Raw genomic sequence first — 20,241 nt, forward strand, 5'->3', positions numbered from 1 at the left:
ATCATGGCCGACATCGTGCTCCGCTCGGTCCGCAAGTCCTTTGGCGGCAACGAGGTGGTGAAGGGGGTCGACCTGACCGTGCCGGCCCGCACCTTCCTGGTGATCCTGGGGCCGTCGGGCTGCGGCAAGTCCACCCTGTTGCGGATGATCGCCGGGCTGGAGCAGATCAGCGCCGGCGAGCTGCACATCGCCGGGGAGCGGATGAACGACAAGGAGCCGCGCGAGCGCCACTGCGCCATGGTGTTCCAGAACTACGCGCTCTACCCGCACATGAGCGTGGCGCGCAACATCGGCTATCCCCTGGAGGTCGCGGGCGTGCCGCGCCAGGAGCGCGATAAGCGAATCCGCGCCACCGCGGCCTCGGTGGGCTTGTCGGACTATCTGGAGCGCAAGCCCGGCCAGCTTTCCGGCGGGCAGCGCCAGCGCGTCGCCATGGCAAGGGCGATGATCCGCGAGCCGCGCGTGTTCCTGTTCGACGAGCCGCTCTCCAACCTGGATGCGACCTTGCGCGTGCAGATGCGGCTGGAGCTGCGCCGGCTGCACCAGCGCCTGGGCGTCACCTCGGTGCTGGTCACCCACGACCAGACCGAGGCGATGACCATGGCCGACATGCTGGTGGTGATGAAGAACGGGCAGATCGAGCAGGTCGGCACGCCGCTGGAGGTGTACGGCCGCCCGGCCTCGCGCTTCGTGGCGAGCTTCATCGGCACGCCGCCCATGAACCTGGTCGACGCCCGGATCGACCAGGACGGCCGGGTGGTGCTGGCGGGCGGGCCGCTGCCGTTCCTGGCGGAGGGAGCCGATGCCGGCCCGGTGCAGCTCGGCATCCGGCCCGAGCATGTCGAGCTGGCGCAGTCTCCGGAGGAGGCGGACATGGAGGTCCCGCTGGAGATCGTCGAGGAACTGGGTGCGACCCGGGTGCTGCATGCAAGGCTGCACGAGCAGAACTTCGCGATCTCCACGACCCCGGGCCTGCCCTATCCAGACGGCGCCCGGATACTGGCCAGACTTCCCGAGGACGCACTTCACCTTTTCCGGGCCTCGGATGGCAGGCGCATGGCCGCCACGTTGAAGCGTCTCCACCCGGCGGCAGCGACGCCGGCCGCGGTTGCCGCCACGGCCCGGGTGGGCTAGCCGGTCGACCTGGCCACTGCGTTGCTGGAGTGGCCCAAGGACCGGCGGAGCAGGTGATTGGTCAAGCTTGGTAGCGGCGTTGCCGCGGACGACGTGCGCCTGACCGTGGCGGTGGGCCCGGGCGGGGCGGCGGACGACGCCTTCCTGGTGCATGACGGCAAGGGCCGGGTGGTGCGCAGCGAAGGGACGACGGTGCCCCGGATCCAGCTGGCCAACGGCGCCGAGGTGGCGACGCGCCAGGAGTTCTCCGGGCAGGAGCGGCTGGTGCTGACCGGCACCGCCGGCGACGACCGCCTGCTCGGCACGGCCGGGGCCGACCTGATCCAGGGCCTGGGCGGCAACGACTTCCTGGACGGCGGCCAGGGCGACGACGTGCTGATGGCCGGGAGCGGCAACGACGTACTGGTCGCCCGCGCCGGCACCGACGGCCTGGCCGGTGGCGACGGCGATGACCTCTACCGGATCGGCCGCCGAATCGCGGGTGCGGTGATCCTCGACACCGGCGGCGCCGACCGCCTGGTGCTGGAGGACGGCCTGTCCTTCGGCGACCTCGGCTTCGGCCGGGACGGCACGGCGCTGCGCATCGACTTCCAGGGTGCCGGCGGCGCCATGGTCTCGGTGCTGCTGGGCGAGCAGGTCGGCGGGAATGGCGTCGAGCAGCTGGTCGTGGGTGGTGCGGCCTATCGCTGGAACGGCGACGACTTCGTCGACGCCACCCCGCAGAGCGGCGCGCCCGGCGGCAGCTTCGTGGGCGGGCTCACCGATGGCGACGACCGCTTCCTGGGCTCAGGTGCACCCGACGCGATCTACGGCAAGAACGGAGACGACCTGATCCGCGGCGGCGGCGGCGACGACTTTCTGGCCGGCGGCGCCGGGGCGGACTGGATGAACGGCGATGCCGGCCGGGACCGGGTCGATGGCGGCGTGGGCGACGACATCCTGGACGGCGGCGACGGCACCGACCTGGTGCTGGGCGGCGACGGCAACGACCTCCTGGATGGCGGCGGCGGCGGCGACTACGTGTTCGGCAGCCTGGGCGACGACGTGATCCGGGGCGGCGACGGCGACGACTTGAAGCTGGCCGGCGGCCTGGGCGACGACCTGGTCCAGGGCGGCGACGGCAGGGACGCCCTGGATGGCGGCTCCGGCGACGACCGGCTGGAGGGCGATGCCGGCGACGACGAGCTGCGCGGCGGGGCCGGCAACGACGACCTGTTCGGCGGCAGCGGCGCCGACCGGCTGTTTGGCGCGTTCGGCGACGACCGGCTGGACGGCGGGGCCGGCGACGACCGGCTGCTGGGGGGGCCTGGCGACGACGTTTTGGCCGGGGGCGCCGGCAACGACCTCCTGGACGGCGGCCCGGGCCAGGACACCGCCCTGTTCACCGGCAGCGCCGCCGACCACCAGGTGACCCGGCTGGACGCGGCAACCTGGCAGATCGCCGGTCCTGGCGACGGTGTCGACACGCTGCGCGGAATCGAGCTGGTGCAGTTCGGCGACGGGCCGGCCGTGGCGATCGGCTCGCTCTGAGGGCGGCCGGGCCCACCGCTCAGCCCGGGCGGCCCTCGCCCGCATGGCTCGGCCCGGCGGCCCACGGGTCGCGGCCGCCGCCATGGGCCTCGGCCCAGATCTCGCGCAGGCGCCGCCAGGTCAACGCGGCGAAGGTCGAGCTCAGCACCGTCTGGACCACCACGCCCACCGATTCCAGGACCTGGCCGAAGCGGGTGTAGCCGCCGCTTTCGGTCTCGATCGCGTCCGCGCCGACGAACATCCCGACCGGCAGGCCGATCAGGAGCGCGATCGCCAGGCCCAGCCCCACGCCCACCACCACCGACAGGATCACCAGCACCAGGGCAGGCCAGCGGTTGCCGCGGGTGAGCTGGCTGCTGCGCCTGGCCGCCGAGAGCGGGCTCAGCTCCTCCACGATCGCGGCCGGCACGGCGACGATCCAGAGCGTGGCCAGCCACAGGCCCGGCACCACGAACAGCACCATCCCGATCAGCACCCCGATCGAGATCAAAAAGCTGGTGCCGAACACCCGGAACGCCGAGGGACCCAGCGCGTGGAACGCCTCGCCAAAGCCGATCTGGCCGCCATCGGCATGGGCCAGCACCGCGCGGGTCACCGCCACCATGCCCACCGCCGAGCCGGATGCCTGGATGATCACCCCCAGTACATGGCTGAGGTCGCCCGGCGGCAGGAGGGCCTGGACCAGCAGGTCGAGCGCGGTCGCGGCGAAGATCGCGATCACCGCCAGGCCGAACAGCAGGCCCGGCTCCTTCAGGATGACCTGGATCCCGTCCCTGATGATCTGGCCCGGATGAAGCCTGCCCTGAGGCCGCCCTGGTGCCGTTGCCGCCATGTTCCGACCTCCGCGTCCGCCCAGGCTCGATGCGCGGGGCTCAGAAAAGCCATGAGCTGCAGGGGGTCAAGCCATGGCGGCCAGGCGGCCGCATCCGGCCTAGAGCTGGACGCCCTTGGTGAGCGCGCCATCGATCACCAGGTTGGTGCCGGAGGTGAAGCTGGAGGCGGGGCTGGCCAGGAACACCACGCCCTTGGCGATCTCCTCCGGCGTGGCCATCCGCCCGGTCGGGTTGAGATCCAGCGCCTGCTTGAACAGCTCCGGGTTGTTCTCCTCGATCCAGTGCCAGACGCCGCCCTGGAAGTAGACATTGCCGGGCGAGACGCTGTTCACGCGGATCATCTTCGGCGCCAGCTTGTGGGCAAGGCCGTGGGCGTAGTGGATCAGCGCCGCCTTGAAGGCGCCATAGGCCGGGCCGGTGAAGTCGATCTCGCGGCCGGACACCGAGCTGATCAGCACGATCGACGGGTGCTTGGACTTCTCCAGATAGGGCATCGCCGCGTTCACCGCGTTGACGCTGTGCAGCATGTCGACCTCGAACTGGCGCCGCCACGCCTCCTCGTCGTCGGTGACCGCCAGGGCCGAGACATTGGCCACCAGGATGTCGATGCCGCCCATCGCCTTGGCCGAGGCGCCGATCCAGGCTTCCAGCGCCGCCTTGTCGGCGACGTCGATCGCCTGGCCGAACCCGTCCACCCCCTGCTTGCGGATCAGTTCGACCGTGGCGTCGACCTCCTGGCCGTTGCGCGCGCAGATCGCGACATGGGCGCCCTCCGCGGCGAACGCCTCGGCGCAGCGCCGGCCGATCCCCTTGCTGCCGCCGGTGACGACCGCCCGCAGGCCCTTCAGACCCAGATCCATGGAAAACCCCTCCTCTGACGCCATTCCCGGCCATGGTGGGCCCGGAAACCGCCGGCGATCAAGGCCGCGCTGCGGGCATGTCCCGCCGCGATCTTCACTCTTCCTCAAGCTTTGCCTGCCATGATCGGTTTCGTGGCCAGGATGCGGGAGCGGGAGGACGAGGCGGCATGGCGGATCGATCGGCGCCCGGGCGGGCAGTCCTGCCTGCACCGCACTCAGGCGGCCCGGACCGTCCGGCGCGCTTCCAGGCGGCTGGCGGGGATGCAGGCGCGCAGCACGAACTCGGCGACCGAGCGGGCGATCGCCGCCTGGCCGGCCGCATCGGGAGGGCCGCCCTCGACCGCCTCCACCTGCGGCGCGAAGTCGGCAAAAGTCTGGGTGGCCGCCCAGATGGTGAACAGGAGATGGTGCGGGTCGACCGGGCTCATCAGGCCCTTGGCGATCCAGCCGCGCATCACCAGGGCGCGCTCCTGGACCCAATCGCGCAGCTCGCTTTCCAGGTAGAGGCGCAGATGGCCGCCGCCGCTGAGCATCTCCCGGGCGAAGATCCTGGACGCGTGCGGGCGGGCGAAGCTCATCCGCACCTTCTCGACCACGTAGCTTTCCAGGGCGTCGATCGGATCGTCGTCCACCCCGAACCGGCCGAACGCATCCAGCCAGAGCCGCACGTTCTGCTCGAGGAGGCTGCGGTAGAGCTGCTCCTTGGTCCCGAAATAATAGAGGATGTTCGACTTGGGCAGGCCGGCCAGGTTCGCGATCGCCCGGGTGGTCGCACCCTCCAGCCCCTTCTCGGCGAAGACCTGCTCGGCGGCCTGGAGAATGAGCGCGCGATTCTTCCGACGGATCTGGCCAGCCAAGGCGAACCTCCCCTCTCGCGTCACGCTGGAATGATTCTTGACCATGCGGTCAGGTTCAATAACGTTGGCCTATAGAGGACGAGGCTGCACGGCACGAGAGTTTATCCGCCCGGGGGCGACACCATCATGAGCGACATCGCCGGCCACCGGCTGACGGCCGAGGAGTATGCGAGGGGCTTTGCCGACCTGGCGCCGCCCTTGTCGCGCAAGGCGGCGCTGGTCGAGGCGTCGCGCTGCCTGTTCTGCTACGATGCGCCCTGCGTGGAGGCCTGTCCCACCGGGATCGACATCCCGCGCTTCATCCGCGGCATCCAGACCGACAATGTCCGCGGCGCCGCGATGACCATCCTGGACGCCAACATCCTGGGCGGCACCTGCGCCCGGGTCTGCCCCACCGAGATCCTGTGCGAGGGCTCCTGCGTGCGGCTGGACCAGGACCACGAGCCGGTGATGATCGGCGCCCTGCAGCGCTATGCCACCGACCATCTGTTCGCCGCGGGCGAGCAGCCGTTCGAGCGGGCCCCGGCCACCGGGCGCCGGGTCGCGGTGGTGGGCGCCGGGCCGGCCGGGCTCGCCTGCGCCCATCACCTGGCCCGGCACGGCCACGACGTGGTGATCTTCGAGAAGCGGCCCAGGCCCGGCGGGCTGAACGAGTACGGGATCGCCGCCTACAAGATGACCGACGACTTCGCCCAGCGCGAGGTGGGCTTCCTCCTGCAACTGGGCGGGATCGAGATCCGCCACGGCATCGCCCTTGGGCTGGACGTGCATGTGGAAGACCTGGCCCGGGAGTTCGACGCGGTGTTCCTGGCGGTCGGCATGGCCGGCACCAACGCGCTCAGGATCGAGGGCGAGGAGCTGGAGGGGGTCGCCGATGCGGTGGCCTTCATCGCCGCGCTGCGCCAGGCCGCCGACAAGGGCGAGCTGCCGGTCGGCCGGGACGTGGTGGTGATCGGCGGCGGCAACACCGCGGTCGACATGGCGATCCAGGCCAGGCGCCTGGGGGCGCAGAACGTCACCATCGCGTACCGGCGCGGCACCGGCCAGATGGGCGCCACCGGCTTCGAGCAGGAGCTGGCCCAGACCAACGGCGTGACGATCCGGACCTGGACGGCCCCGGTGCGGATCCTGGGCGAGGCCGGCAAGGTCGCGGGCATCGAGCTGGAGCACACCAGGCTGCGCGAGGACGGGGTGCTGGAAGGCACCGGCGAGCGCTTCACGCTTGCCGCCGACCAGGTGTTCAAGGCGGTCGGCCAGAAGCTGGTGGCGGCTGACCTGAACGGCAGCGCCGCGCGCCTGGAGATGGAAGGCGCCAAGATCGCGGTGGACTCGCAGCGGCGCACCGCCCTGTCCAAGGTCTGGGCCGGCGGCGACGCGGTCGGCCTGGACCAGGACCTGACCGTGGTGGCGGTCGAGGACGGCAAGATCGCGGCCCGCTCGATCCACGAATTCCTGTCCGGCTCGACCGAGCTGCCCGGCAGCTGAGCCCAGCACTGAGAAGGAGCAGCGTCATGGCCGATCTGCGTTGCGACATTGCCGGGGTGAAGGCGCCCAACCCGTTCTGGCTGGCCTCGGCGCCGCCCACCGACAAGGAATACAACGTCGTCCGCGCCTTCAAGGCCGGCTGGGGCGGCGTGGTCTGGAAGACGCTCGGCGAGGACCCGCCGGTGGTCAACGTCTCGTCGCGCTACGGCGCCATCAAGTATCGCGGCCAGCGAATGGCCGGCTTCAACAACATCGAGCTGATCACCGACCGGCCGCTACAGGTCAACCTGCAGGAGATCAAGCGGGTCAAGAAGGACTGGCCGGACCGGGCGATCGTGGTGTCGCTGATGGTGCCCTGCACCGAGGAGGCCTGGAAGGGCATCCTGCCGCTGGTGGAGGAGACCGGGGCCGACGGGGTCGAACTGAATTTCGGCTGCCCGCACGGCATGTCCGAGCGCGGCATGGGCTCGGCGGTGGGCCAGGTGCCCGAGTACATCGAGATGGTGGCGCGCTGGTGCAAGCAGGCGACCCGGATGCCGGTGTTCGTCAAGCTCACCCCGAACGTGACCAACATCCTGGCGCCGGCGCGCGCCGCGGTGCGGGGCGGGGCGGATGCAGTCAGCCTGATCAACACGGTCAACTCGATCACCGCGGTGGACCTGGACCAGATGGCGCCGGAGCCGGTGGTGGGCGGCAAGGGCGCCCATGGCGGCTATTGCGGCCCGGCGGTGAAGCCGATCGCGCTCGGCATGGTCGCCGAGATCGACCGCGATCCGGAATGCGCCGAGATCCCGATCAGCGGGATCGGCGGGATCGAGACCTGGCGGGACGCGGCGGAGTTCATCGCCCTTGGCTGCGGCTCGGTGCAGGTCTGCACGGCGGCCATGCATTACGGCTTCAAGATCGTCGAGGACATGACATCGGGCCTGTCCAACTGGATGGACGAGAAGGGCTACCGGACCATCGGCGACTTCATGGGCCGCGCCACCCGCAACTACCGCAACTGGGGCGAGCTCGACCTCAACTACAAGATCGTGGCGAACATCAACCAGGACCTGTGCATCAAGTGCGGGCTCTGCCACATCGCCTGCGAGGACACCTCGCACCAGTCGATCTTCGCCCTGCGCGAGGACGGCAAGCGCAAGTACGTGGTCAACGAGCCGGAATGCGTCGGCTGCAACCTGTGCATGCATGTCTGCCCGGTCGAGGACTGCATCACCATGCAGGAGCGCGACACCGGCCGGCCCTACCTGAACTGGGGCATGCACCCGAACAACCCGCTGGCCAACGCGGCCGAGTGAGGCCCCGCCCCGATGGCCGGCCTCCCCGGGGTCTGGGGGCCGGCAACAGGCGCCGAAACGGGTAGGTGGAGGAGGTGCGCGCAGCGCCAGGCGATCCCGGGTCGCTGGGGCTGCGGCCATGTTTTAGATGCCGTAACGGGCCCACGCTGGCTCTGACTGGCGGGGCGGCTGTCCCTCAGAGTGATGGGGTGTGCGGGGTCCGCACGGGTCGGCCCCAGGCATCATCGAGGGACAGCCATGGAGCATGATGCCGGGATCGACGTGTCGCTGGAACGGAGCAGCGTGTGCGTGGTCGACCGCAGCGGCCGGATCATTCGCGAGGCCAAGGTAGCGAGCGAGCCGGAGGCGCTGGTCGGCTTCTTCGGCCAGCTCGGCCTGCCGCTGGTCCGGATCGGGCTGGAGGCGGGGCCGCTCTCGCAGTGGCTGCACGCCGGGCCGACGGCGGCCGGGTTCGAGGCGGTGCTGCTGGAGACCCGGCACGTAAAGGCGGCGCTCTCGGCCATGATCGTGAAGACCGATCGTAAGGACGCCCGCGGCATCGCCCAGCTCTTGCGCATGGGCTGGTTCAGGCCGGTGCACCGGAAGTCTCCCGATGCCCAGGAGGTCCGGGCGTTGCTGGTCGGCCGCAAGCTCCTGCAAGCCAAGCTGCGGCCTGCAAGCCAAGCTGCGGGATGTCGAGCTCAGCATCCGCGGCATCCTGCGCGGCTTCGGGCTCAAGCTGGGCGAGGTCGGCAAGGGCCGGTTCGCTGCCAGGATCAACGAGCTGGTCGCTGGCCACGAGATGCTGGAGACAGTTGCCGGCGCGATGCTGCAGGCGCGCGAAGGCTTGCAATCCGAGTTCATGCGCCTGCACCGGCGGATGCTGGCCATCGTACGTGGCGATGCGGTCTGCCGTCGGCTGATGACGGCACCCGGCGTGGGCGCCTTGGCGGCGGTCACGTTCAAGACCGCCGTCGATGATCCGGAACGGTTCCACACTGCCAAGGCGGTGGGGGCTCACTTCGGGCTCACGCCGAAGCGGTACCAGTCGGGCGTGACCGATGTGAGCGGCGGGATCAGCAATGTCGGGGAGGCGATGGTGCGCACTGCCCTCTACGAGGCGGCCAACGCGATGCTGACCCGGACTGTCCGCGTCTCGACCCTCAAGCGCTGGGCCCTTGAGGTTGCCAAGCGACGCGGCACGAAGCGGGCCAAGGTGGCCTTGGCCCGCAAGCGGGCCGGTGTTCTCCATCGCATGTGGGCGAACGGCACCGAGTTCCGCTGGGGCAAGGAGGCTGCCGCGTAGCAGCGCACCAAGAAGAGCAGGTTTGGGACGGGGCCGAGCAGTCCCGTTCCTTCGAGGTCCCGTGGCCGGGACGCAGGAACCGGTGAGGCCGGGGGTAGTGCTGTGGGCGCTCAGCCTGGGTGAACCACGCGCCTTAGATTGGCCCACCGGCTCCTTTCTGATCGCATGATGTGGCGGCCCTGATGCCGACCACGGACGGAAGCATGAGACCGGCGACAGGATGATCGCTCGGGGGACTTGACGCCCAACGGCCCATTACGGAAGCACTACCTAGGCACTCGGTTCGGTAGGGCAGGGCGGACTTCAGCACGACCGTGCGGGCAGCAGATCCACGTGCGGCGGAACAGCTCGACCAGCCGTCGGCGGATGGCCGGCAAGCTCGGCTGCGGTGGTGACCCGGCGGGTCCGGCTCCTTTCCTTTTCCCCCCTCCTGGAGGCGGAGGTGCTGGAGGAAGCAGAGCGCGATCATGGTCATCAGCGCGTGGCGGTGCAGGCCTGTCCAGGAGCGTCCCTTGACGTGGTCGAGGCCCAGTTCCTCCTTCATCTGCTGGTGGGCTTGCGCGCAGACCCATCTCGCCTTGATGGTAGCCGCCAATTCCTGGAGGCTCGCGTTGATCCTCCCCCGATTGCGCGGACACCTCTGATACGCTCCTTGGGGGCAAGGAAGATGATCTGATGGCGAAGACGAGACGTGCCGCCCCCACCGCAAGTCCCAGCACCACGGCCTGCGGCGCACGATCGAGTCGATCATCTGGCGCTGCCGGAACGTGGTCAGGTGGCGCAGCCTGCCAGCTGGATCCGGCCCGTTTGGATGGCAGCTCAGATTTTCATCCGCCCTTGGCAGCCTGCTGGCCGCCTCTCCGCTGGAGATCGGATCAGCCGTCTGCTGACGGCTGATGGGGCAGGCTCGGAGAAGGGGGAACCGCTACGGTCCATGGCGCAGGAGCACGGCGCGCCGTTCGGCCTGACCGTCCTGGACGGCAGCGACATCCATGCGCATCAGAAGGCGGCTGGTGCCGCCAAAGAGGGAGGTGCTGGAGGCCCGACTTCCTGCGGATGCGGCTCCTGGTCGATTTCGCGGTGGCTCCGGTCAGCTTGGCGAACATCTCTCCGAGGGATCGGGCGTTTGGCCCGGTGGAACGAGAGCCCGGGTGATTGCCGACGACCATGGTCGTGGCGTCCCCTTCAGCCTGGCATCAGGCCAGGCGCGTGAACTGCCCCAGGAGATCGGCTTGCTGGAGCGTCTGCCGGGCGTGCCGCGCTGGGTGGTGGGCGATGTGGCTCTACCAGCCATGCCTTCGAAGAGCACATCTGGAACCTGGGCAGCCGCCCGGTGATCCCGCCGCAGCGGCACGACGCACCGGTCGCCTGCCCCGCCGGGATCTACCATAACCGCCATCGCGTCGAGCGCCTCTGGGCCAGACCGAAGGAGTGGCGGGCGATGGCCACCCGCACCGAGAAGAGGGGCAGCTCCTTCATGGGCGGCCGCTGCCTTGCCGCCGCTCTCGAATGGCTCAGGAACCGATGGGCCCCAGCAGGGAACGGGACAACATCCAGCTTGGCCCGGACGGCGCGGCACGCCGAAACGACGCCGGCCGCGCCTTCTTCAAGGGTGTTGGTGGCAAAGATCGAAGGACCTGCGGGGTGACCACGCCGTCGAGCCGAGGAGGCTGCTCGATCCCGCGGCCAGTACCAGCACCGCCGAGGGCGTCCGCCGGTATGACGGCGGATGAAATCCAAGGCATCGGTTACCAAGATCCTGATACTCTCCAGCGCCCGTGAAGACGCTGGGCCGCAACAAGTTCGCGGACTGGAACAAGTTCGCGGACTGGAAGGACAAGGGTGCCGACAATCTCGTGCTGGATGAGGATGGCGGCGCCGGCGCTTCGGCGCACGATGCCAGCCCGATCAGGAACGCCAAACCTGCAGCCCCCCAAAGCGGTGGCGTTCAAGCAGGCCAGCGACGATGGCTTTGGGAAGCTCAGCGGCGCGACGACGAAAAGGCGTGCAAGGCGGATACCGGCGATGCCTGCGGGAAGTGAAGCGAGGAAAGGCGCACGGGCGACACGTCCTGCCCGGATGTCGCTGACGCCCAGCCAAGGGTGCAGGCGTTCGACAACGGGTCGGTCGGCCTTCCGAAAGGCACCATCCCGCAGCGTGGCAGCGGCGTGGGCGAAGAGACCCGCAATCCGATCATCGGCGCTGTGATCCGCGAGGGTTCTCAGAGGCGCAGCCAAGACAGGAAGGCTGCGCTCAGCGCGCATGCCAGGTCCGCGACGGCTGCACCGCGCACGAAACGCGAAGGGTATGATGGCAACGAACCTCTCCGATTTCGACTCCGGTGGCCGGCAGATCATCCTGCACCGGGATAGCCGGCACGGGACAACAAAGACCCAGAACGGTCATTCCCTTCCGATCAGTGATGCCTGTCCTCTCTCACAAGGGCTGCCAATGACCGACGAACACGGGGCCCTAGAGCGGCTGCACACCACCACATCGGGTCCGCGCCAGGACGGCAGGATATGGCTCAACACCTATCCGGTGGTGGACCGGATCGTGCGCGACTTCACGCTGGCGGTGCTCCAGCGCCTCGAGAACAGGGACAGATTCCAAGCCTGGCTGGAGTTCGAGTGCCGGCGGCAGAACAACCTGTTCCTGGGCATCACGCCGTCGGACAGGTACGAAACCGGCCCCTGGAACCAAGCCGGCCAGTGCGGCGAATACGTGCTGCATGCGCTTGCCATCAATGGCGAGACCAGGCTGGCGGTGCGGGACGCCTTCATGGTGTACGTCGTCAAGCTGCTGGATCTGGCGGCGCAGCCGGACGGCTTCGACCCGACGCCGCTCGAGGCCGAGATCGCCCGCCTGAGCAATGCCCTGCTGGGCAGGTCGGAGCAGCCATGAACCGGCCGACTCTTTTCCCGAAGGCCAACAAGGCTGAGCAGACATGCGGCCGGTTCGCCAACGCCCTCACGTTCAAGGCGCCCGCTGTGAAGCGGAAGACCCATCCCGCGCCGCAGCAGCTCAGCCTGTTCGACGGCCATGACCAAGCCCAGCCGGCGCCCAGAGTGTTCCATCCCAGGCCCAGAGAAAACGGGGAAAAGGTCCGCATCCATTCCCCGAGCGCGCCCACCGGCCAGGACAGCTGGACGGGCGCGGACGCTGTGGCGACCTTCACTCCCGGCAGCCCGGTGCCGGACTGCCTGCACGGCGTGCCGCTGGCGCCCTGGACCGATCATCCGCGCACCAGACAAGGCTGGAACCAGGTCGACGGCCAGATGGATGCCCTCGGCGAGCCGCCGCTCGACCTGCCCATGGGCAAGACCGCCGCCTCCGGCGCCATCATCGAGGAACCGGATGGGCGCATCTGGCTGGTGCACCCGACCAACGGCTTTGCCGGCTACGATGCAACCTTCCCGAAAGGTGGCGCCGAGCCCGGCCTGTCGCTGCAGGCCAACGCCATCAAGGAGTGCTTCGAGGAAGCCGGCCTCAAGGTCGAGATCACCGGCATGTTCGGTGACTTCGAGCGCAGCACCACGGTCGCGCGCTACTATCGCGGCAAGCGGGTGGGTGGCACGCCGGCGGACATGGGCTGGGAGAGCCAGGCAGTCTCGCTGGTGCCCAAGAACCGGCTGCACGAGCTTCTGAACGGCGCCGCCGACACGCCGATCGCCGCTGCCGCCGGCAAGCCGGCCGGCCACGATCAGGCCAGGTCGATCGAGGGCTGGAAGCAGGTCGGCAAGCAGCACGGCTCCAACCCGGGCGGCTTCTTCCAGGATCCGACCGGCCAGCGCTGGTACTGCAAGTTCCCGAAATCGGCCGACCACGCCAAGAACGAGATCCTGGCGTCCAAGCTCTACGAGGCGCTGGGCATCCGCACGCCGCACATGGAGCTGATCCGGCTCAATGGCAGGCTCGGCGTGGCCTCGCGCATGATCGCCGGCCTGAGGAGGGATGAGGCAGGCCTTCGCGGCGGCAAGGTCAAGGGCGCCGCCGAGGGCTTTGCCGCCGATGCCTGGCTGGCGAACTGGGACGCCGTCGGCCTGCTCTACGACAACATGCTGGTCGACGAGGCCGGCAACGCGGTGCGGATCGATCCGGGCGGCGCGCTGATCTACCGTGCCCAGGGAGCCCCGAAAGGCCAGGCGTTCGGCGACAAGGTGGCCGAGCTGGAGACGCTTCGCTTTGGCCAGAACGTAGAGGCAGCCGCCGTGTTCGGCCAGATCAGCAAGGCGCAGATCGCCCGGGGCGTGGCGCAGATCGCGGCGCTGCCGGATAAGCGCATCCGCGCGATCGTCCAGGAGCATGGGCCCGGAACTGCCGGGCAGCGGCAAGAACTTGCCGAGCGGCTCATCCGGCGCAAGGCGGATCTGATGCATTCTCTGGCAGAAGATCAATAAAACAACAAAGTTTTTGATATTGTTACCTGAGAGGAATTGAATGTCTGGAGACGCTGAGAAGAGAATTTTTTCTATAAGATTTCTGGACGACAGGCGGCACGTCGGGGCCTTTTGATACCTGGAGAACTATCATGTGGATCATGCTGAAGGATGCGTTCTTCTCGGTCGTCGACAAGGCCGTGAAGCCGGGCTGCCTGGTCGTGCGTGCCCGCCGGCCTGGCGACATCGAGCGGTACTTCCCCGGCGCCGAGGTGCGCCAGTCGACCAGCACCGACTACATGTTCCGGGCCGAAATCGAACGCGAGCACGTGGCGCAGGTGATCGGGCAGGCCGTGATGGATATCGACGCCCCGAACTTCAAGGCGAGCGTCAAGGACCGCCGGCTGCACGACGCCTATCTGCGCGTCTGGCATGCCATGGCGACCCTGCAGCCGACCGCTCCCCTTTCCGGCACCCGCGCACGCGATGATCATGGAAGCCATCGCTGACGTCGGCATCGGGCAGGACGGGGCTATCTTCGTCCTGGTGGCTGCCGGCATGATCGATGGCCCGACCGGCCTCTACCGACCGGCGCGCCGGCGCATCGAACAGGTCGCCGACCTGGCGTCCGGCGGCCTTGGGGAACGCCATCCGTGATTTCCTCGACGGCAACTGCGGCGGCGACCGCCTGCACCACACGCTGCAGGTGCTGGATCCCGCGCGGTGGTGGGACGGTCGAGCATCATGCGGCAGGAGAAGCGCCATGAGTCGGGCTCTCCAAGAGAGCGCCACCAGGAGGAGGCGGTCCGTCGCGCGATCCAGCTGCGTCAGGGGAACGGGCGAGCACTGGCCAGGCGCTACGATGTCCGTCCGACGACGGTCCAGGCTGGACCCATCACACCACATCCCCGGACCATCCAGCTGGGGAGGCTGGGAGCCGAACTTCCGGACGCATGCCTACATCATGAACCTGGCGATGATGGTCGCCGGCCTGCTCCTTGCAGCCGCCGCCTGCGCGGCTCGGGAGTGCCTCCGCCGGAAGGGGGAAGTGAAGGCGTCTCCAGTCGGTTGGAGGCAGAGCAGGCCGCGGGATGAGGCTGGCCCCTTCCCGGCCACGCTCAGCCCACCGGCGCGGCGTCGGGCTCGATCTGGCGGGCGCCGCGCAGGCCGGATTCGATGGCGCCCTCGACCCGGCCGGTCTTGAGGCTGGTGAAGTCGCCGGCGAAATGGAGATGGCGTTCGGGCAGACTCCATTCCCGCACCATCCAGCCGCCGCCCAAGGGCGGGCTTCCGAACGAGCCGCGGATCCAGTCCTGCCCGGTCCAGGCAAAGCCGTCGACGTCCAGGATCTCGTCGAACACGTACGGCATGTTCCGCCGGAAAGGGGCAGCTGGCGCTCCGATCACGGCCAGGGCCGCGGCTGCTCCCGCCGCGTCCGTCCGGGTACCGACAGCAGGCGGGCGCTGCTCCTGCCGTTCCCCCAGGGGGCAGGAGCAGCGCCGGGCGCAGCGGCCTATTCAGGCGTCACGGTCGCATGCTCGATGTCCGTGTCGCCCCGCCACTGAACCTTCACCCAGAGCGGGCATCCGGTCAGCCGGAGGTTGGTGGCTCGATAGCGGTACTCGCCATATTGCGGCACCAGAGGATCGATGGTGTATCGCGGCGCCGTCACCGGGGTGCTGTAGACACCGTTCGCGGTCTGGCTCCATGAGATCGTCGGGGCCGCCAGCGTGGGCGGGATGTTCGGGATTGGCCCGCCCTCTTGGAGCGATTTCAGGTGCACCGCCCCTTGAACCTGGAGTTCGTCCTTGCCGGTGCCGCTCCGCTTGCGGCACTGGGCCCGGGTCACGCTGATCTCGTCCTTCCAGACGATCGGGTTGCCCGTGTCGGCTTCCAGATCGTGATAATACAGCCGTCTCGGCCCCTGCTCTCTGGTGTAGTAGCCTTCGATCGAGATCAGGGAGCCCTTGTCCACCGAGTTCGGATCGATCTCGAAGCCGAAGATGTTCATGGCCGGCTTGGCAGGCATGACCGTGTCCCTCGGGATCGGATACACGGGCATGCCGTTGACTTCGAGGTCCTGGCCTTTTTCCGATGTCACTTCACCGACGATGACGTTCTCGCTGAGATCGGAGAACACTTCCGTGGCGGTGACGGCGCCGCTCTGGCTGCCTCCGGTGACGATGGCGGTACCCCCGACAAAACCGTGCTCCCGTCCCGGCAGCGGATCGTTGAGGCTCGCCAGCGGCACGCCCGATTTCGTCGCCGTGTTGGCCTTGCCGTCGGGGACGCTGATCGTGATGCCCATCACCGTGATCGAGTTGTCGTCGATGCTCTCGATCGGGCCTTCGATCACGAGTTCGCCGGGCGCCACCTGCGCGATCGCCGACGTGCCGGCGACCGTGCAGGTCATGAGAGCTAGGGATGAAGCGCCAAGAAGCACTCTGATAGACATCGCATTGCTCCGAGCGGCGGGATCGCGAAGCGACGCAGCCGCCAACCTTGTTCGGTGAAATTCCCAGGTTCAATCAGGGCACGATGGTCCAGGTCGCCATCATCGAATGATCCTCATGCAGCATGTTGTGGCAGTGCATGACGTATCTTCCGATGTCTCCCTTCGGACCGTTGTTGTAGAAAACCGGATCGGGAAAATCCCTGAACTTCATGTAGACTTGCAGTTTGTTGCCCGACATCCGGTGAACGTCGGAACGGTAGCGCTGACCCTCGGGAATCAGGGCGCCGTTGTTCCGGATGGCGATGCCTTCCTCGAAATGGATGTGCACCGGGTGCTCCCAGCCGCCCGAGGAACTCTCCAGCTGCCAGATCTCGGCGGTGTCCTTCCGCACCTGGACCAGCGGATTGTCGACATAGGCCGGATCATGATCGATCTCCGGATCCCAGATCTGGCCATTGATCCGCCAGGTCCCGTTCAGCCGCTCGAACTTCCAGACCCGGGTGCGCGCCACCGCGCCCATGTCGACCGGCGGCAGTTCGCGGAAACGGTCGGGAACCGTGCTGTCGTCCCTTTCCGCCCACGTGCCGACCCGGAACTCGACCAACTGGTTGGCCACGGCGTCGGGATTGGTGGTAGCCCCGATGTCGGTGCCCCGGCCGTCGTCCCGCATCACCAGCGAGTTGGACAGATAGACCTTCTGGCCGGCGAACCTGGAGAAATCGAACACGATGTCGGAACGCTCGGCGACCCAGACATCCGTGGTGGCGAGGTTCTTGCGGGCCTGCGGCAGGAAGTTGCCGCTGGCGGTGATCTGGGTGAAGGGCTGGTTCTTGCCGCCGTTGCGGAAATGGATCCGGTAGAAGCGCGACGGGCCGGCGTTGAGAAGCCGAAATCGATACTTGCGCGGCTTCACCTCGAAGAACGGCTGGATCTTGCCGTTGACCGTGAGCTTGTCGCCGAGGAAGCCGTCGACGGCCAGCTGGTTGAAGGTGCGCAGGCCGTTGCGTGGATCGAACTGCTGGTCGGCGAAGACCAGCGGGACGTCGTACTCACCGCAGGGCAGGTTCCAGCCCTTGCCTTCCCTGCCCGTGTCCTCCTCCTTGTCGAACAGCCGGAACATGCCGACGAGGCCGCGATAGCAGTTCGAGGAGGTGAATTCCGGCCGGTGATCGTGGAAAAACAGCGTGGTCAGGCTTTCCCGGGGATCGCCAAAGGTTTCCTGATAGCGCGGGTCGGTGAAGCCGGCGCGGCACAGGGTGTAGTGCTGGTCGCGGTGCCCGCCGGGCCTGGTCCAGTTCCAGGGGCCGCCGTCGCTCTCCACCGCCGTATGGAAATTGTGCAGGTGGGTCGAGATCTCCGGCTGGCCAAAGCCCTTGTGACCCGCATCCAGGTTGTTCTTCACCCTGATCATGATCGGATCGCCGTATTCGGCGTCGATCATCGTGCCGGCGAAGCCGTTGTTGCCATAGCTCCAGATCGTGCTGGCCGGCAGATCGCTGTGGAACTTGTGCTCCGATGCCTGAACCTCGAGCAGGTATTCCTTCTTGGGCTCGAAATAGCCCTTGCACCACTGATGGTTACCGGTCTCGTAGCCGGGCAGGCTGGTTTTTTCCGCGACTCTCGGAACCGGCATCGGCTCCTTCCACGGGGTGGTCTTGGGGCTGGTGACCGTGGCGGCCAGAGCCTTGCGCAACGAGAGCCCACGCACGCCGAAATAGGCGCTGCCCGCCAGCAGTCCGAGCTTGCTGAGCTCGCGCTTGGTGAAGCGTGTGGCATTCAGCTGGTCGCGCAGATCCAAAGCCTCGGCGGCGAGGCGCTCCTCTCGATTCATCATGTCTGGTGTCAGTCCAGAAGGAGAAGAACGTTGTTCAGCCCATGCTCGCCAGGTGGCCGACTGCCTGGGCGATCCATGCGGCCCGGGCGAGCCCGGGCACGCCGGCCCACCGGTCGAGGCGGTCGTTGCCGTACCTGACAATGCCGGTATGGTTGTCGAGGATAAGGTCGCTGACCGGATCGGCGCTCGCGAAGCCCAGTCCCTTGCGCAGATGCTCGATGTCCCTGGGCGCCCCGGTCAGGAACCGCCAGCCGGGCCTGACATCCCAAAGCCGCGCATATTCCTTCAGCATCGGCGGAGTGTCGAACTCTGGCTGCAGCGTGATGGTATACATGAAAATGTCGCGCCCGACCCGATCCCCCAGAAGATCCTGCACGAGACGCAAGTTCTGCGTGGTCAGCGGGCAGGTATCGCCACAGCTCTGAAAGAAAAAATTGATCATGATGACCTTGTCGCGTGCGAGGTCGTCATAGAACGAGAACCTTTGTCCGTCCTGATCGAACACTTCCGTGTTGGGAATCGGTGTATGCTCAGGATGAGCTTCCGCTGGCCGGGTATCCAGCGCCGACGCTGCCAGCGCTCCAGCCAACACGCCGGCTCCGCCAGCGAACAATGCTCTGCGCTGCACGCTCATCACTTTCACGCCCCCAAATAATCCAGGCAGGCGAGACCCGCCACTGACCGAAGCAGTTCACAGCAGTCGCTCGACTTGCAAACTACAGTGCCCAACGGCTAGGTTCCTGGCAGGGCCAATCTTATTATTTATTTTCAAAAAGACTCACAAAGAAATTTTCGAATATTTGGTATAAGAAGCCAAAATTTTAGTTATATTACTTCCAGCGTCGAAAGTTATATAACCGACGCACCCCGCCTGCGCCGGCTTCCAGGACGATCAGCGCCAGGCGGGGACATGCCGATGAAGAGCGAAACCGTGCAGTGGCGAACCTGGATGCACAGCGGAACAGGCCGCTACTGGGTGAGGCCGAGCGGGGCGGTGACGATGCCGAGGCCGGTGTCGGCCGGGTCGGTGCCGGTGGCGAAGCCGGCGGGGCGGGCGGTGGCCAGGAGCTTGGAAAGCACCGCCAGGCTGCTCGCGTTGACCGGGGCGGCGCGCAGGGCCTCCCACCACAAGGCAGCGACCCCGGCCACGTGCGGGGTCGCCATGCTGGTGCCGCTCAGCGCCCGCACCCCCCCGCCGGCCCGGGCGGACAGCACGCCCACGCCGGGGGCGCTGAGCTGGGGGAAGGTGTTGGAGAACGGCGCCACCCGCAGGCCGTCCGCGGCGGCGGCCAGCGCGCCGACCGAGACGATGCCCTGCGCCGCGGCCGGGATCGACACGGCGATCTCGTGGTCGGGGTTCTGGTCGCGCCGGCTCTCGTTGCCGGCGGCGGCGACCAGCACGGTGCCCTGGCCGAACGCGTTGCGCGCCTCGACCATCTCCATCAGGGCGTCGAACATCCGCAGATTGCCGCGATACGCCTCCAGCGCCACCGAGGTCGCCAGGTCGGCCGGCCAACCCCGGCTCACCAGGCGCTGGACCAGGCCTGGAAAGTCGAAGCCCAGCGACATCGAGATCACGTCGGCATTGTGCTGCAGCGCCCACTGGATGCCGCGGAAGATCATGTCGGAATCGCCGCTGCCGTCGTCGCCCAGCACCTTGCCGACCAAGAGGCTGGTGACGCCGCGGGCGACGCCGATCCGGGTGTTCTCGACATCGCGGCCGAGGATGGTGCCGGCGCAGTGGGTGCCGTGGCCCTGGCGGTCGCCGTCGCCCGTGCCGGAAAAATCCTGCTCGATGACGGCGATCCCGGCAAAGGCGGGATGGTCGCGGTCGATGCCGGTGTCGAGCACGGCGACCCTGGTGCCCGCCCCGGTGAACGGGCTCTCGTCCGCCTTGACCGCCGAGATCCCCCAGGCCGCGGTCGGGGCATCGGCGGCGGCGACCTCGAACGGCATCACCAGCCGGGTCGGCATGATCGGCGCCACGGCGGCGACCGAGGGATCGCGGGCGACCGCCCCCACGTCGTTGGGAGCGAGGTCGGCCACCTCGACCCGCGGCTCGGGCGGCGCCAGGACCATCGGCCGGACGGCAGCACTGCCGCGGGCCCGCAGGCCGAACGGATCGGCGGTGCTGACCTGGCCCATGTCGCGCAGGATCGCATAGGAACGCGTTGCCATGGATGCTCTCCCTAGGGGTGCGGCCCGGCCGGTCGCGACGGCGCGGTTGTCCGGCCCGGCCGGATGGCGGGACGGCCAGCGGGCAGCGCTAGCATGATACGGCCACCACG

General features: G+C 68.1%; 19 protein-coding genes and 2 pseudogenes. 12 read left to right on the forward strand and 9 right to left on the reverse strand.

Annotated elements, in window-relative coordinates:
- Nucleotides 1-3 precede the first annotated feature (3 nt).
- Together GEMRO_RS27900 and GEMRO_RS27905 are read left to right on the forward strand one after the other, a co-directional pair.
- A complete protein-coding gene (locus GEMRO_RS27900; RefSeq protein WP_084507720.1) occupies nucleotides 4-1,134 on the forward strand; it encodes an ABC transporter ATP-binding protein in 1,131 nt (376 codons plus the stop codon).
- 57 nt (nucleotides 1,135-1,191) lie between these two features.
- Complete coding sequence (locus GEMRO_RS27905; RefSeq protein WP_051328750.1) at nucleotides 1,192-2,664, forward strand: calcium-binding protein; 1,473 nt, start codon at nucleotides 1,192-1,194, stop codon at nucleotides 2,662-2,664.
- Nucleotides 2,665-2,683: 19 nt separating this feature from the next.
- Here GEMRO_RS27905 and GEMRO_RS0105970 read toward each other — a convergent pair whose 3' ends face one another.
- The 3 genes from GEMRO_RS0105970 to GEMRO_RS0105980 form a co-directional block, all read right to left on the reverse strand.
- The gene (locus tag GEMRO_RS0105970) at nucleotides 2,684-3,496 is read right to left on the reverse strand and encodes a glycerophosphoryl diester phosphodiesterase membrane domain-containing protein (protein WP_027133275.1); all 813 of its coding nucleotides are present in this window, start codon (nucleotides 3,494-3,496) and stop codon (nucleotides 2,684-2,686) included.
- Nucleotides 3,497-3,595: 99 nt separating this feature from the next.
- On the reverse strand, nucleotides 3,596-4,357 hold the full coding sequence (locus GEMRO_RS0105975) for an SDR family NAD(P)-dependent oxidoreductase (protein ID WP_027133276.1): 762 nt from the start codon (nucleotides 4,355-4,357) through the stop codon (nucleotides 3,596-3,598).
- A 215-nt stretch (nucleotides 4,358-4,572) separates the two neighbouring features.
- Entirely contained in the window at nucleotides 4,573-5,214 is a 642-nt protein-coding gene (locus GEMRO_RS0105980; protein WP_027133277.1) for a TetR family transcriptional regulator C-terminal domain-containing protein, read from the reverse strand.
- Nucleotides 5,215-5,340: 126 nt separating this feature from the next.
- Between GEMRO_RS0105980 and GEMRO_RS0105985 the strand changes: the two genes are divergently transcribed.
- From GEMRO_RS0105985 to GEMRO_RS27910, 3 genes and pseudogenes are all read left to right on the forward strand, one after another.
- Entirely contained in the window at nucleotides 5,341-6,699 is a 1,359-nt protein-coding gene (locus tag GEMRO_RS0105985; RefSeq protein ID WP_027133278.1) for an NAD(P)-dependent oxidoreductase, read from the forward strand.
- A gap of 26 nt (nucleotides 6,700-6,725) precedes the next feature.
- Nucleotides 6,726-8,000, forward strand: a complete 1,275-nt coding sequence (preA, locus tag GEMRO_RS0105990; protein WP_027133279.1) for an NAD-dependent dihydropyrimidine dehydrogenase subunit PreA — start codon at nucleotides 6,726-6,728, stop codon at nucleotides 7,998-8,000.
- A gap of 237 nt (nucleotides 8,001-8,237) precedes the next feature.
- A pseudogene (locus GEMRO_RS27910) lies at nucleotides 8,238-9,285 on the forward strand (IS110 family RNA-guided transposase).
- Between the two features lie 426 nt (nucleotides 9,286-9,711).
- Here GEMRO_RS27910 and GEMRO_RS35910 read toward each other — a convergent pair.
- Nucleotides 9,712-9,889: pseudogene (locus GEMRO_RS35910) on the reverse strand (IS701 family transposase); the annotation flags it as partial.
- A 547-nt stretch (nucleotides 9,890-10,436) separates the two neighbouring features.
- Here GEMRO_RS35910 and GEMRO_RS34040 point away from each other — a divergent pair.
- The 7 genes from GEMRO_RS34040 to GEMRO_RS34060 all read left to right on the forward strand — a co-directional run bounded on the left by GEMRO_RS34040 (nucleotide 10,437) and on the right by GEMRO_RS34060 (nucleotide 14,321).
- Complete coding sequence (locus tag GEMRO_RS34040; RefSeq protein WP_157505467.1) at nucleotides 10,437-10,622, forward strand: hypothetical protein; 186 nt, start codon at nucleotides 10,437-10,439, stop codon at nucleotides 10,620-10,622.
- Entirely contained in the window at nucleotides 10,619-10,933 is a 315-nt protein-coding gene (locus GEMRO_RS35915) for a transposase (RefSeq protein WP_407645355.1), read from the forward strand. The genes GEMRO_RS34040 and GEMRO_RS35915 overlap by 4 nt, the downstream gene beginning before the upstream one ends.
- 130 nt (nucleotides 10,934-11,063) lie before the next feature.
- Nucleotides 11,064-11,327: a hypothetical protein gene (locus tag GEMRO_RS0106000; RefSeq protein ID WP_027133280.1), complete on the forward strand. Its 264-nt coding sequence runs from the start codon at nucleotides 11,064-11,066 to the stop codon at nucleotides 11,325-11,327.
- 268 nt (nucleotides 11,328-11,595) lie between these two features.
- Nucleotides 11,596-12,189, forward strand: coding sequence for a hypothetical protein (locus GEMRO_RS34050; protein ID WP_157505468.1), 594 nt, complete (start codon nucleotides 11,596-11,598; stop codon nucleotides 12,187-12,189).
- Nucleotides 12,186-13,685 carry an NUDIX hydrolase gene (locus GEMRO_RS34055; RefSeq protein ID WP_205624913.1) on the forward strand — a complete coding sequence of 500 codons (1,500 nt, stop codon included), beginning with the start codon at nucleotides 12,186-12,188 and terminating at the stop codon, nucleotides 13,683-13,685. Before GEMRO_RS34050 ends, GEMRO_RS34055 begins: the two co-directional genes overlap by 4 nt.
- A 131-nt stretch (nucleotides 13,686-13,816) precedes the next feature.
- The gene (locus GEMRO_RS27920) at nucleotides 13,817-14,173 is read left to right on the forward strand and encodes a hypothetical protein (protein ID WP_205624914.1); all 357 of its coding nucleotides are present in this window, start codon (nucleotides 13,817-13,819) and stop codon (nucleotides 14,171-14,173) included.
- Nucleotides 14,157-14,321, forward strand: a complete 165-nt coding sequence (locus GEMRO_RS34060) for a hypothetical protein (protein ID WP_157505469.1) — start codon at nucleotides 14,157-14,159, stop codon at nucleotides 14,319-14,321. The genes GEMRO_RS27920 and GEMRO_RS34060 overlap by 17 nt, the downstream gene beginning before the upstream one ends.
- Before the next feature lie 461 nt (nucleotides 14,322-14,782).
- Here GEMRO_RS34060 and GEMRO_RS0106030 read toward each other — a convergent pair whose 3' ends face one another.
- From GEMRO_RS0106030 to GEMRO_RS0106050, 5 genes are all read right to left on the reverse strand, one after another.
- Entirely contained in the window at nucleotides 14,783-15,025 is a 243-nt protein-coding gene (locus GEMRO_RS0106030; protein WP_205624915.1) for an FAD-dependent oxidoreductase, read from the reverse strand.
- Between the two features lie 152 nt (nucleotides 15,026-15,177).
- Complete coding sequence (locus tag GEMRO_RS0106035) at nucleotides 15,178-16,119, reverse strand: hypothetical protein (protein WP_157505470.1); 942 nt, start codon at nucleotides 16,117-16,119, stop codon at nucleotides 15,178-15,180.
- A 73-nt stretch (nucleotides 16,120-16,192) separates the two neighbouring features.
- Nucleotides 16,193-17,953: a multicopper oxidase family protein gene (locus GEMRO_RS0106040; protein ID WP_157505471.1), complete on the reverse strand. Its 1,761-nt coding sequence runs from the start codon at nucleotides 17,951-17,953 to the stop codon at nucleotides 16,193-16,195.
- A gap of 34 nt (nucleotides 17,954-17,987) precedes the next feature.
- Complete coding sequence (locus GEMRO_RS27925) at nucleotides 17,988-18,587, reverse strand: SCO family protein (protein ID WP_084506607.1); 600 nt, start codon at nucleotides 18,585-18,587, stop codon at nucleotides 17,988-17,990.
- A gap of 335 nt (nucleotides 18,588-18,922) precedes the next feature.
- Entirely contained in the window at nucleotides 18,923-20,131 is a 1,209-nt protein-coding gene (locus tag GEMRO_RS0106050) for a S8 family peptidase (protein ID WP_027133285.1), read from the reverse strand.
- Nucleotides 20,132-20,241 lie beyond the last annotated feature (110 nt).

The sequence above is a fragment of the Geminicoccus roseus DSM 18922 genome (assembly GCF_000427665.1).
GTDB lineage: Bacteria > Pseudomonadota > Alphaproteobacteria > Geminicoccales > Geminicoccaceae > Geminicoccus > Geminicoccus roseus.

Coding starts and splice junctions, on each gene's coding strand:
- preA (WP_027133279.1), top strand. CDS start 6,726: ATGGCCGATCTGCGTTGCGACATTGCCGGGGTGAAGGCGCCCAACCCG.
- GEMRO_RS0106035 (WP_157505470.1), bottom strand. CDS start 16,119: ATGTCTATCAGAGTGCTTCTTGGCGCTTCATCCCTAGCTCTCATGACC.
- GEMRO_RS34050 (WP_157505468.1), top strand. CDS start 11,596: ATGGCAACGAACCTCTCCGATTTCGACTCCGGTGGCCGGCAGATCATC.
- GEMRO_RS27900 (WP_084507720.1), top strand. CDS start 4: ATGGCCGACATCGTGCTCCGCTCGGTCCGCAAGTCCTTTGGCGGCAAC.
- GEMRO_RS0106040 (WP_157505471.1), bottom strand. CDS start 17,953: ATGATGAATCGAGAGGAGCGCCTCGCCGCCGAGGCTTTGGATCTGCGC.
- GEMRO_RS0105985 (WP_027133278.1), top strand. CDS start 5,341: ATGAGCGACATCGCCGGCCACCGGCTGACGGCCGAGGAGTATGCGAGG.
- GEMRO_RS0105970 (WP_027133275.1), bottom strand. CDS start 3,496: ATGGCGGCAACGGCACCAGGGCGGCCTCAGGGCAGGCTTCATCCGGGC.
- GEMRO_RS34055 (WP_205624913.1), top strand. CDS start 12,186: ATGAACCGGCCGACTCTTTTCCCGAAGGCCAACAAGGCTGAGCAGACA.
- GEMRO_RS34060 (WP_157505469.1), top strand. CDS start 14,157: ATGGAAGCCATCGCTGACGTCGGCATCGGGCAGGACGGGGCTATCTTC.
- GEMRO_RS0105975 (WP_027133276.1), bottom strand. CDS start 4,357: ATGGATCTGGGTCTGAAGGGCCTGCGGGCGGTCGTCACCGGCGGCAGC.
- GEMRO_RS27925 (WP_084506607.1), bottom strand. CDS start 18,587: ATGAGCGTGCAGCGCAGAGCATTGTTCGCTGGCGGAGCCGGCGTGTTG.
- GEMRO_RS27920 (WP_205624914.1), top strand. CDS start 13,817: ATGTGGATCATGCTGAAGGATGCGTTCTTCTCGGTCGTCGACAAGGCC.
- GEMRO_RS0106050 (WP_027133285.1), bottom strand. CDS start 20,131: ATGGCAACGCGTTCCTATGCGATCCTGCGCGACATGGGCCAGGTCAGC.